This window comes from Rhodococcus sp. UFZ-B548, from assembly GCF_903819475.1.
Lineage (GTDB): Bacteria > Actinomycetota > Actinomycetes > Mycobacteriales > Mycobacteriaceae > Rhodococcus_F > Rhodococcus_F erythropolis.
This window is the reverse complement of record NZ_CAIJDS010000003.1, coordinates 71276-87864: the sequence shown is the minus strand read 5'-3', so window position 1 is coordinate 87864 and position 16589 is coordinate 71276. Positions and strand designations below refer to the sequence as shown.

Here is a 16589-nt window from a genome sequence, read left to right as displayed (position 1 = left end):
CACAGAAGAAATCCCGGGTATCCGCGCTCGGATACCCGGGATTTTGTTTTTTCGCCCTAGTTGCTTCCGTCGAACGCGTCGAGAATTCGCCCCGCCGCCAACGCTGCTGTCAGCGAACCGTCACGCACGCTCTGCTCGACGTCGGCCCGGATCGCACGCACCCGATCGTTGCTCGAGAGCCTGCGTAGCAGCTGATCGTTGACCATCGTCCAGGTCCAATCGACCTGTTGCTTGCGACGCTTCTCCTCGAACTGTCCTGCTTCGGTGAGCACCTCACGGTGTTTGGTAACAGTTCCCCAGAACTCGTCCAGCCCGACACCTTCGAGGCCGCTCATCGTGATGACGGGCGGCTTCCAAATGGCGTCGTGCGGGTAGATCAGGCGAAGCGCTCCGGCCAATTCGCGGGCAGCACCCTTTGCCTCGCGCTCATGCTTTCCATCGGCCTTGTTGACCGCCACCAGATCTGCGAGCTCGAGGACACCCTTCTTGATGCCCTGGAGCTGATCACCGGTACGAGCGAGGGTCAGGAACGTAAAGCAGTCCACCATGTTGGCAACAGTGACTTCGGACTGGCCGACACCCACTGTCTCCACCAGGATGACGTCGAAACCGGCAGCTTCGAGAAGCACGATGGTCTCTCGGGTTGCCTTGGCAACACCACCGAGCGTGCCGGACGTCGGTGACGGCCGGATGTACGCATTCGGTTCGACGGTGAGCCGAGCCATGCGTGTCTTGTCGCCGAGAATCGAGCCGCCGGTGCGGGTGGACGACGGATCGACCGCCAACACCGCAACCCGATGCCCCTTGCCCAGCAAGTACATTCCGAGCGCGTCGATGAACGTCGACTTGCCGACGCCGGGAACGCCGGTGATGCCGATCCGGTGCGCTCCCCCGGCCTCGGGCAGCAACTTCAGTAGAAGCTGCTGCGCAAGGGCCCGGTGGTCGTCGCGAGTGGACTCGACGAGGGTGATCGCCCGAGCGAGGCCGGCACGCTGATTCCCGCGTACCGCCTCGGCGAGGGAATCAATGTCGATGGGCTGACGTGCCATCTTCAGTGACCCCCTTCTCAGCTGTGGTCGTGACCCAGTTGGGCGGAGAGCTTCTCCAACAATCCGCTGGCAGCGTCGGCGATGACGGTTCCGGGCGGGAAGATGGCAGCAGCGCCGGCCTCGTAGAGTTCGTCGAAGTCACCGGGCGGAATGACGCCGCCGACGACGATCATGATGTCGGGACGACCGGCCGCAGCCAGAGCCTCCCGCAGCGCCGGCACCAAGGTGAGGTGACCGGCTGCCAACGACGACACACCGACTACGTGGACGTCGTTGTCGGCCGCCTGATTGGCGACCTCTTCGGGAGTCTGGAACAGCGGTCCGACGTCGACGTCGAATCCGATGTCCGCGAAGGCCGTGGAGATGACCTTCTGGCCACGGTCGTGACCGTCCTGGCCCATCTTCGCGACGAGAATACGGGGACGACGTCCCTCGTCCTCGGCGAACTTCTCGACCAGTTCCATCGCCTTGCTGATGTTGCTCACCGTTCCTGCCTCGTCGCGGTACACACCACTGATGGTGCGGATCTCGGCCTGGTGGCGTCCGTACACCTTTTCGAGGGCGTCGGAGATCTCGCCGACGGTAGCCATCGCACGGGCGGCGACAACAGCGAGGGCGAGGAGGTTGTTCTCCATGCCGCCTTCGGTGGATGCGGCAGCGCGGGTGAGGTTCGCGAGTGCGGCCTCGACGGCTTCCGGATCACGTTCTGCGCGAAGGCGAACCAGCTTCTCGAGCTGTTCCTTGCGGACCTTGGAGTTCTCGACCTTGAGAACTTCGATGGTGTCGACCTCGTCGGGAACGTACTTGTTCACGCCGACGAGCGGCTGCCGACCGGAGTCGATGCGTGCCTGGGTGCGGGCGGCAGCTTCCTCGATGCGCAGCTTCGGGATGCCTTCGTTGATGGCCTGAGCCATTCCGCCGGCTTCCTCGACCTCTTCGATGTGCTTACGAGCCCGGTTGGCGAGTTCGTTGGTGAGCCACTCGACGTAGTACGAGCCGCCCCACGGGTCGATGGGACGCACTGTGCCGGATTCCTGCTGCAGCAGCAACTGGGTGTTACGGGCGATGCGGGCGGAGAAGTCCGTCGGCAGTGCGATGGCCTCGTCGAGTGCGTTGGTGTGCAGCGACTGAGTGTGGCCCTGGGTGGCAGCCATGGCTTCGACGCAGGTACGCGGAACGTTGTTGAAGACGTCCTGCGCGGTCAGGGACCAGCCCGAGGTCTGCGAGTGGGTACGCAGCGAGAGCGACTTCGCGCTCTTGGGATCGAACTTGGCAACAAGCTCGGCCCACAGGAGGCGTCCGGCGCGGAGCTTGGCGACCTCCATGAAGAAGTTCATGCCGATGGCCCAGAAGAAGGACAGGCGAGGTGCGAACTTGTCGATGTCCATACCGGCGTCGAGGCCGGCGCGGATGTACTCGACGCCGTCCGCAAGGGTGTACGCCAGTTCCAGATCGGCCGTCGCTCCGGCTTCCTGGATGTGGTAGCCCGAGATGGAGATGGAGTTGTACTTCGGCATTTCCGCGCTGGAGTACGCGAAGATGTCCGAGATGATCCGCATCGAGGGCTTGGGCGGATAGATGTAGGTGTTACGAACCATGAACTCTTTGAGGATGTCGTTCTGGATCGTTCCGGCCAGCTTGTCCGGGGTGACGCCTTGCTCGCCTGCCGCGGCGACGTACAGCGCGAGAATCGGGAGCACAGCGCCGTTCATCGTCATCGAGACCGACACCTGCGAGAGGTCGATTCCGTCGAAGAGCTGACGCATGTCGAGGATGGAATCGATTGCGACACCGGCCATTCCGACGTCACCCGCAACGCGAGGATGATCGGAGTCGTAGCCGCGGTGTGTAGCGAGGTCGAAGGCAACCGAGAGGCCCTTCTGACCGGCCGCGAGGTTACGACGATAGAACGCATTCGACTCCGCGGCAGTGGAGAATCCGGCGTACTGGCGAATGGTCCACGGCTGGTTCACGTACATGGTCGGGTACGGACCACGCAGGAACGGCGCTGCGCCCGGGAAGCTGTCGAGCGGGTAACCGGACTCGGCGGCGGCCGTGCGGTCCGCACCGGTGTACACCGGCTTGACGTCGATGCCTTCCGGGGTGGACCAGACAACCTGCTCGGCGGCGTAGTTGTTGGCGTTTGCGCCCTCTTCGATGAGCGCCTGTGCCTGCTCGACCGACGGCGGTGTGGGTGCCGGAGACTGCGGGTCCTCGAGTGGGACCTCGGCGAAACTGCCGATCACGTGCTTGACCTCTCGTGTCGTCACTTGGAGCTTCCCGTCTCGATGAAGTCGAGCAGTTCGGTCAGAGCCGACACTGCGTCGATGCGGGCTGTGAGGAATCCGTCCGGGCGAGAATCGCCGGTCGCGTCGGCGACTGCCTTTTCCGGTCCTGCGAGCAGCACCTTGGTGATGCCGGCAGCGCGAAGTTCGGCGACGGCCGCTGCGGCGCTCTCGCCGTAGCGCTTGTCCGTGCCGCACAGCACCGCGACGGTGGCACCGGAAGCCTTGACGGCTGCGGAGATGGCTTCTGCGCCTACCTCGAGGGGGCCGGGGTTGACTGCGTCGATACCACCCGAAGCGAGCAGGTTGGACGCAAACGTGGTGCGCACGTTGTGTTCTGCAACCGAGCCCAGCGGCGCGAGAAGCGCAGTGGGACGGGCGCCGCCGGCGGCGAGGAACGCGTCCGAACGGTCACGAAGCGCTTCGAATGCAGCTGCGTAGCGGGCGACGGACTGGCCGGGCTCGACGGCTTCGGCGGACAGCGGCGTTTCGCCGAGGTTCGGGAACTCGTTGACACCGGTGACCGTGGTCTTACGGTGTGCGATGTCGGAGTCGCGCTTGGCCTTCGTGGCAGCGATACGACCGGAGACGATTCCCGCTTCGAGTGCCGCCAGATATCCGCCGGCTGCTTCGATTTCCTGGAAGAACTCCCACGCGGTGGCGGCGATCTGCTGCGTCAGGTCCTCGACGTACCAGGAGCCCGCCGACGGATCGAGCACGCGGCCCAGGTGCGACTCCTCGAGGAGAAGCAACTGCGTGTTGCGCGCGATGCGCGAGGAGAAGGACTTGCTGACACCAAGGGTGCCGTCGGCCAGGGCGACGTCGAACGGAAGAACAGTCACTGCATCTGCTCCGCCGACGCCGGCGCCGAATGCGGCGAGGGTCGTGCGCAGCATGTTCACCCAGGGATCACGCTGAGCCATCATCGCGGCGGAGGTGACTGCGTGCTGCGGCGCTCCACCGAAGTCGGAAGCTCCACAGACCTGAGCGATGCGGGCCCACACGAGACGTGCGGCGCGGAACTTCGCGATGGTCTGGAACTGATCGTCGGTTGCCGAGTAGCGGAAAGCCAACTGCGACAACGCAGCACCGATGGTCAGACCGCTCTCTGCGGTGAGTGCGCGGAGGTATTCGAGTCCGGCGGCAATCGCGGCTCCGAGTTCCTCGGCGTCGCCGGCACCCGCGTTGTGGAAGGCCGTGCCGTCGACGGTGATCGCGTGCACGGTTTCCGCGCGAGCTGCAGCGAGGGCGGCCAACTCGACGGCGCCTGCAAATTCGACGTCGGCTGCGCCTGAGAACGAACTGGTCAGCGGCGCTGCACCGAGGTGAACTCGGATACTGCTGCGATCACTGACGCCGTCGCCGGCTTCGTCGCGAGCATCGAGGAGAGAGAAGAGTGCGCGGGCTGCATCGTTCACCTCGGCGCCTGCGTCGAGCGTGAGCGGTGCGAGGTCGAGAAGAACGCCCTCGAGCGCAGCGGCGAGGTCGGTGACCGGAACGCCGTCGGCGCCCACCTTCAACCAGAGTGCGCTGACTCCGTTTTCGAGGGCGTCCAGGATGGCGCGATTAGTCTCGGCCGCCGAAGCGGTTCCGAATGCAGCGGAAACCAACCAACCGGCATTGACATCACGGTGAGCGTCGACGCCACGCACGTACGGAAACGTGCCCGGCAAGCTCTGCTCGGGACGCTCGTCGCGTGGGCTGTAGAGCGGTGCGACAGTGACACCGTCGTAGGTGACGGTTTCGAGCAGTTTCTGTGGCTCGGGGCCCAGTTCTGCCGCATCGACTCTGCGGGACTTGGCGAGCACACCGGCTACGGAGCGCTGCCACTCCGCGTACGCCTGCTCGACAGCCTCGGCTTCTGAAGCTAATGACACTGTGTCCGCTCCCTCTCATTTTTTGCGTGAGCGCTTTACCGATAATCGGATTTGTTCGTTAGTTCTGTGATGCTAACCCGCGGTTGAGCCCAGATATCGTGAGGATCACGTCATGTTCTTCACAGGGCTGTTCGCGGCCACTTTCCGACCGGTCAGACGACGTGCAGATTCGGTCGTTCGTGCACGTGTGACCGGCCCTTACCTAGCGATTGTTCAGCATGTTTACGGGTTACCCGCGAGTTCGTTTCACTGGCCGGGACTACAGGTGAAGGCCACTCCGAAAGCCTAGTGGTTTTCGTCACAGCGCCGTTTCATTGTCGCCTGGAGCACGTCGCTTTCCCGCCCCCGTGGCGATGTTCGACTCACGATTGCGGGTCGGCAGTCGGCCCGGTTCACCGTTCGCAGGTAGCCTTGTGACCTGTGATGGGACGCCTGCTGGACCGAAGATTGATCGCAATAGTCCTGGTAGTGCTCGCTTTGTTCCTCGCAGCCCTCCTCGCCCCACATCCCACGGTGTCCCAGGTGCGAGAGTGGGCGGACTCGGTTGGCCCGGCGTTTCCCCTCGTGTTCTTCCTGGTTCATTCGATAGTCACCGTCGCGCCGTTCCCGCGCACCGTCTTCACCCTCAGTGCGGGGGTTCTTTTCGGCTCGGTGACCGGCATCGCTCTTACCGTGGCAGCAACGACTGTGAGCGCCGTTCTGGCCCTCTACCTGGTCCGCGCCATCGGCCGTGACGTCGTGTGGCAACGGATTTCGAGTCCGACGATCCGGCGGGTGGACGAGCGGATCGAAAAGCGGGGGTGGCTGGCCGTCGGCTCTCTGCGCTTGATCGCGTTTGTCCCCTTCTCGGTGGTGAACTACTGCTGCGGCATTTCGTCGATCCGGATCGTGCCCTACATCCTTGCCACCGTCGTCGGCATCTTGCCCGGCACTGTTGGGATTGTCGTTCTGGGCGATGCGCTCTCCGGCGAAGCCGATCCTCGTCTCCTGATTCTGTCCGGGATCTGCATTGCGATCGGCATCGCCGGTCTGGTGTTCGACGCTCGCCGTCAGCCTTCACCGGGCGAAACCATCGTTGACAACGGTCAACCTCAAGAGGTTGATTTGATTGAGTCAACCCAAAACGATTGACTATTGAAAGTCAACTATCTAGCATTGACTAATGTTCGTACTGACAGTGGATCAGCGAGGTAGCCGACGCGATGTCGACCGCGTCGGGGACATCATCGACGACATGGCCGATCGCAGGCTCCTGCGGCCGTTCGAGCGCACTGCGGGCGACGAGATTCAAGCGGTGACCGACGATCCGGCGCTACTCGTCCTCGTCGCACTCGAGCTGATTCGGCGCGAGCACTGGAGTGTCGGGATCGGGATCGGTCCCGTCGAGCAGCCTCTCCCACGGCAGACCCGGGCCGGACGCGGACCGGCATTCGAAGCTGCTCGGATCGCCGTCGAGCGAGCCAAGCGAGCTCCGGCCAGAATTGCTGTCGAACAGGCGCCGGCCGACAGCTCACGCGACGAACTCGCCGCCGATGTCGATGCCGCGTTCACCTTGCTCGGAACGATTGTCACGAGACAGACGAAGGACGGACGCGAAGCCATCGCTCTGATGGACAGCGGACTCACTCAGGTCAGCGCGGCAGCCCACCTCGGAATCACCAAGCAAGCCATGTCCAAGCGACTCCTGACAGCCGGGTGGCACGCAGAACTCGCGGGGCGCAGACTCGCAGAACGACTTTTGGTCAGACTCCAGCCCTAGACTGCTCACGCTCGCACCGGTACAAACTCGTCGACACAGCAGGGGGCTCGAATACATGGTCGTTCTGGCGTTGATCGCGCTCGCCGTCGCCGCCGCGGCACCAGCAGTTGCAGCGGCACTGGGACCGCTCAGTCGTGGTCGACTGGAAGTCCCCGAATGGGCGTCGTCCGTGGTGGCTCTTCCGGCGCTGGGTGTTGCCGCACTGGCATCGACCCGAACGACCCCGGTCACCGGTTTCGCTCTCGGGGCGACGCTTGTCCTGTGCGCACTTGCCGCCGCCACGGCCGGTGCACCGTTGGTACTTGCCACCTTCAAGATCGCTCGTCGCCAACCGGACGGGAGCCCGGCACCGGACGCCGGACCTCTTCGCGGCGGACGTGTGATCGGCATCCTCGAACGGCTCGCGGTGGCGGCGTCGATTCTCGCAACCTGGCCGGAGGGGATCGCGATCGTCTTGGCAGTCAAGGGGCTCGCACGGTACCCGGAACTTCGCGAACCTCACGCGTCCGAGCAGTTCATCATGGGAACTTTCGTCAGTGTCCTCTGGGCGATCGCTGTATGCGGAACGGGACGGGCACTCATCACGTAGGTGACGAGCGCCCGTCCCGATTACTACGAGAGGAGCCTACCGGCGCTGGCCGCCCTCCGGCGGCTGATCCTGGTACGGGTACTTCTGCTGGAATTCTTCGCGTTCGGACGGCAGCGGTAGCTGACCGGGCCAAGGATTTTCACTCTGCTGCGGCAGCGCGGGATCTACGAATCCGGGCTGCTCGGGCGCACTTTCACGGAGGTGCCTGACCGCAGCTGCCGGATCTTCGACGGGAGTACGTGCAGCAACTTCAGCGGCGCGGACTGCTTCTGCGATAGCCGGATCGGATTTCGTTTCGAACCACTCCGCCACCTCCGCTGAATCGTCCTCAGGGTTGGGAAGATTCTCTTCGGCGGCCGGCGGCTCGTAACGGAAGACACCGTCCTGCCCCTGCGCGCCAAGCGTTTTCGCAAATCCCTTCAGTGCGTCACCGAAGTCGCTGGGCACGAGCCACACCTTGTTCGCATCGCCTTGCGCCATCTGCGGCAACGTCTGAAGATACTGGTATGCAAGCAATTCCGGAGTCGGCTTACCGGACTTGATAGCAGCAAAGACCTTCTCGATGGCCTTGGCCTCGCCTTGGGCCTGCAAGTACTTGGCCGCGCGGTCACCTTGAGCCCGAAGAATCTGGGACTGACGCTCACCCTCGGCGTTGAGGATCGAGGCCTGCTTGTTGCCCTCGGCGGAAAGAATCTGGCTCTGCTTGGCACCCTCGGCTGTCTTGATAGCGGATTCGCGGTGGCCTTCAGCCGTCAGAATCATCGCGCGCTTCTCGCGGTCCGCCTTCATCTGCTTTTCCATCGACTCCTGGATGGAGGGCGGAGGATCGATGCTCTTGAGTTCGACGCGGGCCACTCGCAGGCCCCAGCGGCCGGTCGCCTCGTCGAGGACACCACGAAGCTGACCATTGATGGAATCACGCGAGGTCAGCGTCTCTTCGAGGGTCATTCCGCCGACGACGTTTCGCAGCGTCGTGGTTGTCAACTGCTCGACGGCAGCGATGTAGTTGCTGATCTCGTACACCGCAGCTTGCGGATTGGTGACCTGGAAGTACACCACCGTGTCGATGGACAGTGTCAGGTTGTCCTGGGTGATCACCGGTTGCGGTGGGAAGGAGACCACCCGCTCACGAAGATCCACCTTGGCGCGCACACGATCGGCGAACGGGATCAAGAATGTGAGCTGACCGGACACCGTCTTCGAATACCTACCGAGCCGCTCGATCACCGCGGCTTCTGCCTGCGGTACCAGTGCTACCGACTTCGCGACCACCAAGATCACGAATAGCACCAACACACCGAGCACTATGAGTGCTGCCATTAAGGTCCCCTCCAGACGACTGCTGTTGCGCCGTTGATTTCCATCACCGTCACCTTGGTGCCCGGCGGGTACACCTCGGTGGTGTCGTACGGCCTGGCAGTCCACACCTCGCCGTTCAACTTGACCTGCCCGGAATGCTCGCCCACTTCTTCCAGAACCAGAGCGTGTTTACCTTCGAGTGCCTGAATTCCGGTCGGGGTCGGTGGCGGACTACCGAAGCGACGCAACATGATCGGTCGCACACCCAGGACGAGGGCGGCGGAGAACACTCCGAACATGACGGCGTCGACCCACACCGGGAAGTCGGTGACAGCACTGACACCGGCAGTAGCGAGCGCCCCACCGGCGAGCATCAGCAGGAAGAAATCCCCCACCAGCGCTTCGGCCCCGGCGAGCACCAGTGCTCCGATCAGCCAAATAAGTGCAGCCACAACACCATCTAACCAGAATGTGTGCCCCAGGCCGCCGCTACGTCAGTTCGGCTCGGTAACGAAATCGACAAGTTGTTCGACGGCACCGATCAAGGGAGCTTCCAGATCGCGGAAGCTCTCGACCGAGTTGTAGACCCGCCGCCAGCCCTCCTGAGGTGTCCCCCAGCCCAGTTCGCGGCAGATTCCCGTCTTCCAATCCTCGCCGCGTGGAATCTTCGGCCAGGAGGCGATTCCGACAGATTTGGGACGAACGGCCTCCCACACGTCGATGTACGGATGTCCGGTCACCAACACGTTCGGGCCGAGGCCCTGAGTCAGTTGGGTTTCCTTGGAACCGGTGACCAGGTGGTCGACGAGGACACCGACACGGCGGCCGGGGCCCGGCCCGAATTCGGCAAGCCGCTCCCCCAGATTGTCGAGCCCTTCGAGATGTTCGACGACAACACCTTCGACGCGAAGGTCATGGCCCCACACCCGCTCGACGAGGGCAGCATCGTGTACTCCCTCCACCCAGATCCGGCTGGGCAGTGCCGTGCGTGCACGTAAGCCTTCGACTCGGGTCGAACCCGAAGCCGATCGTGCGGGTTTGGTGGACGCGGGCTTGGGGGCCGGGCGAACGAGGGTGACCGGTGAGCCGTCGATGAGGAAGGCCGCCTCGCGCATCGCGAACAACCGCGTCCGGGAACGCCCGTCCTCGAGTCGCACGAAATCGCCGTCGTACGTGCGCTCGAAACCGACTACCGCACCGCAGAATCCTGTCGCCGCATCCTCGACGACAAGATCACGTTCGGCCGCCACTTCAGGCGTCACGCGCTTCTGTTTGCGGGTATGACCCGCAAAAATGTCACCGTATCCGTTGCCACCGCTCACGCCGGATCACGCTAGGTCACAACGCCGGGGCCGCGCATGTCGCCACGCCGAACTAAACTTCACGGTCATGAGTTCTCCCAGCGCAACCCTCACCGTGTGGGCAGCGTCATGGCTCGCCGGCGACGCTGCGCCGGACGACGTCATCGACGCCCTTGCCGCGTGGGCGCCGATGCACCTGATCGGCGCCGCCGATGCGGAAACCGCGGTCCGCCACGATCTCGAGTGGCCGGGAGTCACGGCTTCGGGTGTGTCCACCCTGTTGAGAATCGCCCGCTCGGAGGCTGCTGAAGTCCGCCTGGTCCTGCCTACGGCCGGCGATGTACGTGGCCTGCCCACTGGCACCGAGTTCGCACGCGCTGCGATCGCAACGGGTGAAGGGATACAGATCGGCGCCGTCGGCAAGCCGGGAGTCGGCCTCGTGCCGTCGAAGGAAGGTCCGGACGTCTTGCGGTGGACGGTTTTCTCCATTCCCACTGTGGCGGGCAGCGCCGAATCGATCGGACTCCGTGAAGCCGAATACGAACTGCGCCAGGCTGTTCGGGACGCAGCGGAGGTGCTCGGCGGGCTTCCGACCGTAGCCACCGGAATGCCTGGGGGCGACGCTCGTACGCTGGTCGCCGAAGCGCTGCAGGCCCAGGCCGGGTACCGCTGGCCGTCGACACTGTCACCTCGGCATCTACAGGTGATCGACACCGCCGACAACGTGGCAGCCATTCTTACCGTCGCTGCGTCGGTCTCGACCAATCAGGCCCCGAGCGTGTCCACTGCGCAGAGGCGTGACGACCTGCTGCGACGACTGTGGGACGTCGTTCGCACTGCCCGTGTCGCGTCGGCGAACAGCGTGTCGATCAGAGCTTGAGCACGAAGTTCCGGCGTTTCTCGGCAAACCCGTTGCGGTCACCGAACATGTCGATCTTCATCTCTTCGAGCTCACGCTCCTCGTAGGGCTCCACCGGATCACGTTCCAGTCGACGACGTTTGCGCTCCAGCATCGATTCCATCCGATCTCCTTCGAGCAAGTCGGTGGCGACCTCGTGCAACCACGCCTCGAACAGATCCGGCCGCCTGGGGCCGATCGCGTCGACAAGTCCGATGTCCAAGGCTCGACGGATACCGATCGCACTGCACTCGGCCAGCAGGCTGCGGGCCTGCTCCTCGCCGACCCGAGCCGGAAGTGTGTACGTGTGCAGTTCCGAGCCGAACAGGCCCATCGTGGCGTAATGAGGATTGAGAACCACACCGTCCCTGGCCACGACTACGTCGGCTCCAAGCGGGAGCATGACCCCGCCGGCACCGGCGTTGCCTGTGAATGCCGCCACCACAACCTGTTCCGTACAGGTGACGATCGCTTTCGCGATCTCGTTGATGGCTTTGATGTTGGCCCACGCTTCTCCGGCTTGATCAGACGCGGCCTCGATGACGTTGAGGTGGATACCGTTGCTGAATCTGTCGTAGTCACCCGTCAGGACAAGGATCTTGGTGTCCTGCGCGATCGCCCAGCGGAGCCTGGCGGCCAGTCGGGCGCATTGCTTCGTACTCATCGCACCGTTGTAGAAGCGGAACGAGAGATATCCGATTTCGCCGTCGCGGTGATAGTCGGTCTCGGGGTAACGACTCTCCCAGACCTGTGGAACGAACACGTCCGGACGTACGACCGCGGTCGACGGAAGTTTGACATTGCCGGCGCCGACGAGCCGCGCATGTCCGATCCATACGGAGCCCGCACCGGTGGCGACACGTATCGCCTGGTGGAAGTACTCGACGATGGTGCCGGGCGCTGCATCGACGTGGGTATCGGGGTGAGCGTCGTAGACGTAGACCCGGTCGAGCCCCAACTGAACGGCGACGCCGGGAAACCCGTCGGCGGCGTTGACGGCGCGGACGATGCTCGACGCGTCTTCCTCCCAGCTGAAAACGCGATCGGCCTGTTTCATGCTGGGCCTCGATCGGGCCGATGCCACGGGCCGCGCAACTCGGTCCGATGGGATCGCCTGGAAGTCAGGAGTACGGAAATGTTCGACGACCTCCGTAATGCACTCCATCGCCGCGTCGGTGACTGCCTCGTTGTATACCGAAGATTTGGTTACACCGCTCTGGAGTTCGAATGTCCGCCACGCCCACACCGCTCCGGCATCGAGTTCCTCGGCGGCCTGCAACGCGGTCACTCCCCAGATCGGTTCGCCATCCGTTATCGCCCAGTCCAGCGACGACGGTCCGCGATCACCGGGCGGGCCGGGATGGATGATGATCGTTGTCCACCGCTGCCAAATAGATTCCGGTACATAGGCTTTCAGAAACGGGCAGATGATGAGATCAAAATCTCCCGCAGACGTCGCGGCCAGCACTGCGTCCGCGTCGGCGACGACGGCGGTGCGGACTTGGTGCCCCGCCTCGCGAAGAACAAGACCAGCCCGCTGCGAGAGACCATTGTCGGAGGTGACGAGAAGAAGCACGCTCAACGGTGGCGCGGAAGCCGCGCGTGGGCGTGAGCGCCGGAACAGTGCCGCCGTCGCCGCTCGCAGACGACCCCTGCCCGTTGCATCTTCGCGTAGCTTCGTCGTTGCTCCAGCGCTGGAAATAGCCACAGAAGTCGTGAGTGCGGCCGATTTGGGCATCGGTCTAACTTCGGGGGTCGAAACCATGGATTCCTGCTCGCATGCTCGGGTATCTGCAGCGCAGACCAAACTCCCCCCAGAGCAGGACCGACGCACCGATAGATTGATTGAGGTATTTAGGGACTTTATACCTACCATCGGTTTGTTTCAATAGCTATTTTCAGGCAAACAGCTTGATCGGTCAACCCGCAGTCTTGTGATTGATCGCAATATGTCGGTCGATGCGAATATGTTCGTCCAGCGTCGGGTAGCGCAAACCGGTGTCCTGGCTGTACCCCTGACGGCGCAACCAAGCCAGGACATCGCCCCAGAACCAGATCCCCCCGGCGACCGAGTTGTACGGAATCGGGAAGGGAGTAGCCGCCTGCCGGACCCCTCGCACCCACTGTCCGACAGCTTGCCGCGTCACCCCCGCGCGGTCGGCAATGTCCTGACGTGACACCAAATCGGGATGCGTCCGCTGGGGACGCACGCCTGCAGCCACCAACTGGTCGACCACGGTGATAGCCGTCGTCGCCGCTCGCATACCTTCCGAGGTGAGCGTCAGCAACTGCAGTCCACGCCGGTCCTCGACCTTTCCGCCCAAGCTCTCTTCGATCGCCTGCTCTTGCGAGACTGTCAGCATCTGAACGATGAATGTGAATTCGTAACGGTGATAGAGGTCTTCGGCCACGCAATGAACATAGCCGTAAGCTGCACTGTTTCCACATGGACACACCCGGATCCCGCCCTCGCACGCACAATGGGCAGATGATCGACGTGGACGACAGTCAGTTCGAGGACATGGTCAAGCGGGCGCTCGACAGTCTGCCCCCGAAGTTGGGTGCGGAGATGGCCAACGTCGCGGTGACCGTTCAACTCGAAGGGGGACGACCGGGGTTGCTCGGGTTGTATCAGGGCATCCCACTGACCAAGAGAACCACCACGTACGCCGGCGTCCTCCCCGACCGCATCACGATCTACCGCAGGGCCATCTGCGCGATCTGCAGCACCGAAGACGAGGTGATCGAGCAAGTTCGCCGAACCGTGATCCACGAAATCGGCCACCACTTCGGGATCGGAGATCCCCGGTTGCGTGAACTCGGATGGTGACAACCGACTCATCTACAAGTCGGAAATCAGCTAGAGGTTGATAATCGGCGAATTGTCATGTCAGCTGTACCAAACCCGCAACAATTGAACACTTACAGGAGTTCGCATGGTCAATTTGATCCAGATCGCCCCGAAGAATGCCCCGACGTTTGCGATGAGCCGACAGAAGGCCGCCGAACTGCTGGGCATCTCGGTCGACAGCGTTGCGTTTCTCCTCAAGTCTCGCTATCTCCCGGATCTGGACGCCGGCCGGTTGATCTCGATGGCCAACCAACCCTGGTTGTACTCGGACGGCGACTTTCCCGTGCTGCAGCAAGGTGCATCCGAACTAGCACCGAAGAAGATGCTCCCCGCCCGTAAGTACATCGGCGAGAGCGCAATTCACTCCGACGCCGAATGCGTGGAAGCCAACCAGGGGCAGTGGGCGGGATTCAACGTCGACCATGTGCTCGGCGCCCGCTTCCTGCCTGTGACGCTGCGCAAGTTTCCGGTGTCGGTGCTGCAGATCCACGACGTCAACGACGATGACGAAGAACGAGTGTCATTTGTAGCGACCCTCGCCGGGCGAGTCCGCGAACTGGGGGCGCCCAAGCTCAACTTCATCGACCCGTCACTGAGCCCCGAGGATCGACAGATCGTCGAGACGCTCCTCGCCTCACGCAGCACGTCCACCGTTCCGGGACCCTGCGGAAAGCTGAAGCAGCCGAACTCCTGAGCGTCGGAAAGCTTCCGTCAGCGGGGGCGCTGAACGGCGGCGCAGCAGTTCACCGCACACGAGAGACCGTTGGTGGTCGAGCCGAGCAGCGGCTCGACCCCCAATCGCAGTGGCTGCTCGGCGTCGGCCAGTTCCCGAACGAGCGTGGGCACCAGCTGCGCAAAACGCTGATCGCGGCCGGGTGTCGCGGCGCGCACGAAATCCATACCGAGTTCGGCCGCCTTGTCCTTGGCCTCGGTGTCCAGGTCCCACACCACTTCGAGGTGATCGGAGACGAAACCGACAGGACACACGATCACGGCGCGAACGTCCTTGGCGGACAGCGTATCCAGGTGATCACAGATGTCGGGGTCGAGCCACGGAACCTGCGGCGGGCCTGATCGCGACTGCCACACCAGATCAAAATCTTCGACGCCGACGGCCTCGGCAACCAACTTCGCAGCCTCGGCAACCTGTCGGCTGTAGAGGTTTCCGCCCTCTGCCGGCGGCCCTGCATTGCGGTCTGCGGCACTCGGGACCGAATGCGCCGTGAACACCAGGCGCGCGGTATCGCGAGTCGCTTCGGGCAACTCTGCGCGGGCCGCGCGCACACCGTCGGCGAACGCGCCGACGACGAGCGGATGGTCGTAGTACTGGCGAAGTTTTGTCAGCGTCGGTGCGCCGTCACCGACGGCTTCACGGGCACGGACGATGTCCTCGTGGTACTGCCGACATCCCGAGTAACCGCCCCACGCCGACGTGGCGAACACGGCGGCATTGCGGACACCGTCCTCGCGCATCTTGGCGACGGTGTCTTCGACCATCGGGTGCCAGTTGCGGTTGCCGAAGTACACGGGCAGGTCCACGCCGGCTGCTGCCAACTCACCTTCGACCCGTTCGATCAGGTCTCGGTTGAGCGCGTTGATGGGCGAAACTCCACCGAAATGCATGTAGTGCTCGACAACGGCGTCGAGCCGCTCCGGTGGCACTCCCCTACCGCGCGTGACGTTTTCGAGGAACGGCCGTACGTCTTCGGGTTTTTCGGGACCGCCGAACGACAAAACGAGAAGAGCATCGAACTGCATGTCCATACTTGCGGTCATGAGTTCAATCTTGCGTGATGCCGTTCGGCGGGGGTCACCCGGGTACTCACCTGTGTAGTAGAAGGGGTGCTACTAGCCGACCATCGCGTGGAAGCCGCCGTCGACGTAGATGATCGACGCGGTCGTGCCGGGCAACCAATCCGAGAGAACGGTGCAGACCGTTTTGGCGACCGGCTCGCGATCGTCGACGTCCCAGCCGATGGGCGCAGCACCGTCCCATGCGGTGTTCAGCTTGTCCAACTCCGCGCCCGGACCGGTGCTGTCGCCGGCAATGGCCTTGGCGGCCAGGGTCTTGATCGGGCCGGAGGACACCAGGTTCGAGCGGATGCCGCGGACGCCCACCTCTTTGGCCACGTAACGGTTGACGGCCTCGAGGGTTGCCTTGGAGACACCCATCCAGTTGTAGAAGGGCATTGCGCGTGCCGGATCGAAGTCCATTCCGACGATGGACGCGTTGTCGTTGAGCACCGGCAGCAAGGCCTTGGCCAGTGCGCTGTACGAGTATGCGGACACCTCGAGTGCGACCGCCACGTCTTCCCACGGCGCGTCCATGAACGGGCTTCCCAGGCAGGAGCGGGGAGCGAAGCCGATCGAGTGGACCACGCCGTCGATACCCTCGGGAGCCAGCTCGCGCACACGCTCGGCGAGAGATGCGAGATCCTCCGAGCTCTGGACGTTGAGCGAGATTGCCGGCGGCACGGGCTGCGGCAGTCGCTGGGCGATGCGATCGATGAGGCGCAGACGATCGAATCCGGTGATCAGCACCTTCGCACCCTGCTCCTGCGCGACCTTGGCCACGTGGAACGCGATCGACGAATCGGTGATGATGCCGGTGACAAGAATGGTCTTACCCTCGAGCAAACCGCCCATGAGATGTCCTCCTGATTTCAGACGTACGAGAAAGG

16 protein-coding genes are annotated in these 16589 nt (G+C 63.4%); 6 read left to right on the top strand and 10 right to left on the bottom strand.

Going from position 1 to position 16589, the window contains the following annotated elements; all coding sequences use genetic code 11:
• Nucleotides 1-56: 56 nt before the first annotated feature.
• Genes meaB through mutA form a run of 3 tightly spaced genes read right to left on the bottom strand, consistent with a single transcriptional unit; the run spans nucleotide 57 to nucleotide 5211 of the window.
• Nucleotides 57-1049, bottom strand: a complete 993-nt coding sequence (meaB, locus tag H7C86_RS05045; protein ID WP_003945003.1) for a methylmalonyl Co-A mutase-associated GTPase MeaB — start codon at nucleotides 1047-1049, stop codon at nucleotides 57-59.
• Between the two features lie 17 nt (nucleotides 1050-1066).
• On the bottom strand, nucleotides 1067-3319 hold the full coding sequence (gene scpA, locus H7C86_RS05040; RefSeq protein ID WP_019748436.1) for a methylmalonyl-CoA mutase: 2253 nt from the start codon (nucleotides 3317-3319) through the stop codon (nucleotides 1067-1069).
• Entirely contained in the window at nucleotides 3316-5211 is a 1896-nt protein-coding gene (gene mutA / locus H7C86_RS05035; protein WP_029255353.1) for a methylmalonyl-CoA mutase small subunit, read from the bottom strand. The genes scpA and mutA overlap by 4 nt, the downstream gene beginning before the upstream one ends.
• A 423-nt stretch (nucleotides 5212-5634) precedes the next feature.
• Here mutA and H7C86_RS05030 point away from each other — a divergent pair, with 423 nt between their 5' ends.
• The 3 genes from H7C86_RS05030 to H7C86_RS05020 are packed head-to-tail and all read left to right on the top strand — an operon-like array spanning nucleotide 5635 to nucleotide 7559.
• Entirely contained in the window at nucleotides 5635-6342 is a 708-nt protein-coding gene (locus H7C86_RS05030) for a TVP38/TMEM64 family protein (RefSeq protein ID WP_007727829.1), read from the top strand.
• 31 nt (nucleotides 6343-6373) lie between these two features.
• A complete protein-coding gene (locus H7C86_RS05025) occupies nucleotides 6374-6970 on the top strand; it encodes a hypothetical protein (protein WP_003944858.1) in 597 nt (198 codons plus the stop codon).
• Nucleotides 6971-7025: 55 nt separating this feature from the next.
• Nucleotides 7026-7559: a hypothetical protein gene (locus H7C86_RS05020; RefSeq protein ID WP_182261186.1), complete on the top strand. Its 534-nt coding sequence runs from the start codon at nucleotides 7026-7028 to the stop codon at nucleotides 7557-7559.
• 36 nt (nucleotides 7560-7595) lie between these two features.
• Here the strand turns inward: H7C86_RS05020 and H7C86_RS05015 are convergent, their stop codons facing one another.
• The 3 genes from H7C86_RS05015 to H7C86_RS05005 are packed head-to-tail and all read right to left on the bottom strand — an operon-like array spanning nucleotide 7596 to nucleotide 10180.
• Nucleotides 7596-8879, bottom strand: a complete 1284-nt coding sequence (locus tag H7C86_RS05015; protein ID WP_003944935.1) for an SPFH domain-containing protein — start codon at nucleotides 8877-8879, stop codon at nucleotides 7596-7598.
• Nucleotides 8879-9310 (bottom strand): NfeD family protein, encoded by a 432-nt coding sequence (locus H7C86_RS05010; RefSeq protein ID WP_019748432.1) that lies wholly within the window; start codon nucleotides 9308-9310, stop codon nucleotides 8879-8881. The genes H7C86_RS05015 and H7C86_RS05010 overlap by 1 nt, the downstream gene beginning before the upstream one ends.
• 42 nt (nucleotides 9311-9352) lie before the next feature.
• On the bottom strand, nucleotides 9353-10180 hold the full coding sequence (locus tag H7C86_RS05005; protein WP_003944813.1) for a DUF3097 domain-containing protein: 828 nt from the start codon (nucleotides 10178-10180) through the stop codon (nucleotides 9353-9355).
• 67 nt (nucleotides 10181-10247) lie between these two features.
• Here H7C86_RS05005 and H7C86_RS05000 point away from each other — a divergent pair, with 67 nt between their 5' ends.
• On the top strand, nucleotides 10248-11039 hold the full coding sequence (locus H7C86_RS05000; RefSeq protein ID WP_019748431.1) for a hypothetical protein: 792 nt from the start codon (nucleotides 10248-10250) through the stop codon (nucleotides 11037-11039).
• Here the strand turns inward: H7C86_RS05000 and H7C86_RS04995 are convergent.
• Together H7C86_RS04995 and H7C86_RS04990 are read right to left on the bottom strand one after the other, a co-directional pair.
• Nucleotides 11029-12795 carry an enoyl-CoA hydratase-related protein gene (locus H7C86_RS04995; protein WP_259349038.1) on the bottom strand — a complete coding sequence of 589 codons (1767 nt, stop codon included), beginning with the start codon at nucleotides 12793-12795 and terminating at the stop codon, nucleotides 11029-11031. The genes H7C86_RS05000 and H7C86_RS04995 overlap by 11 nt on opposite strands.
• Before the next feature lie 181 nt (nucleotides 12796-12976).
• Nucleotides 12977-13468 carry a hypothetical protein gene (locus H7C86_RS04990; RefSeq protein ID WP_134999245.1) on the bottom strand — a complete coding sequence of 164 codons (492 nt, stop codon included), beginning with the start codon at nucleotides 13466-13468 and terminating at the stop codon, nucleotides 12977-12979.
• Between the two features lie 77 nt (nucleotides 13469-13545).
• Between H7C86_RS04990 and H7C86_RS04985 the strand changes: the two genes are divergently transcribed.
• A complete protein-coding gene (locus H7C86_RS04985) occupies nucleotides 13546-13887 on the top strand; it encodes a metallopeptidase family protein (protein WP_003944783.1) in 342 nt (113 codons plus the stop codon).
• A 106-nt stretch (nucleotides 13888-13993) separates the two neighbouring features.
• Nucleotides 13994-14602, top strand: coding sequence for a transcriptional regulator (locus tag H7C86_RS04980; protein WP_182261184.1), 609 nt, complete (start codon nucleotides 13994-13996; stop codon nucleotides 14600-14602).
• Nucleotides 14603-14619: 17 nt separating this feature from the next.
• Here H7C86_RS04980 and H7C86_RS04975 read toward each other — a convergent pair whose 3' ends face one another.
• Both H7C86_RS04975 and inhA read right to left on the bottom strand, forming a co-directional pair.
• Nucleotides 14620-15672, bottom strand: a complete 1053-nt coding sequence (locus H7C86_RS04975) for a ferrochelatase (RefSeq protein ID WP_021344248.1) — start codon at nucleotides 15670-15672, stop codon at nucleotides 14620-14622.
• Nucleotides 15673-15756: 84 nt separating this feature from the next.
• Nucleotides 15757-16554, bottom strand: a complete 798-nt coding sequence (inhA, locus tag H7C86_RS04970; RefSeq protein ID WP_003944803.1) for an NADH-dependent enoyl-ACP reductase InhA — start codon at nucleotides 16552-16554, stop codon at nucleotides 15757-15759.
• Nucleotides 16555-16589 lie beyond the last annotated feature (35 nt).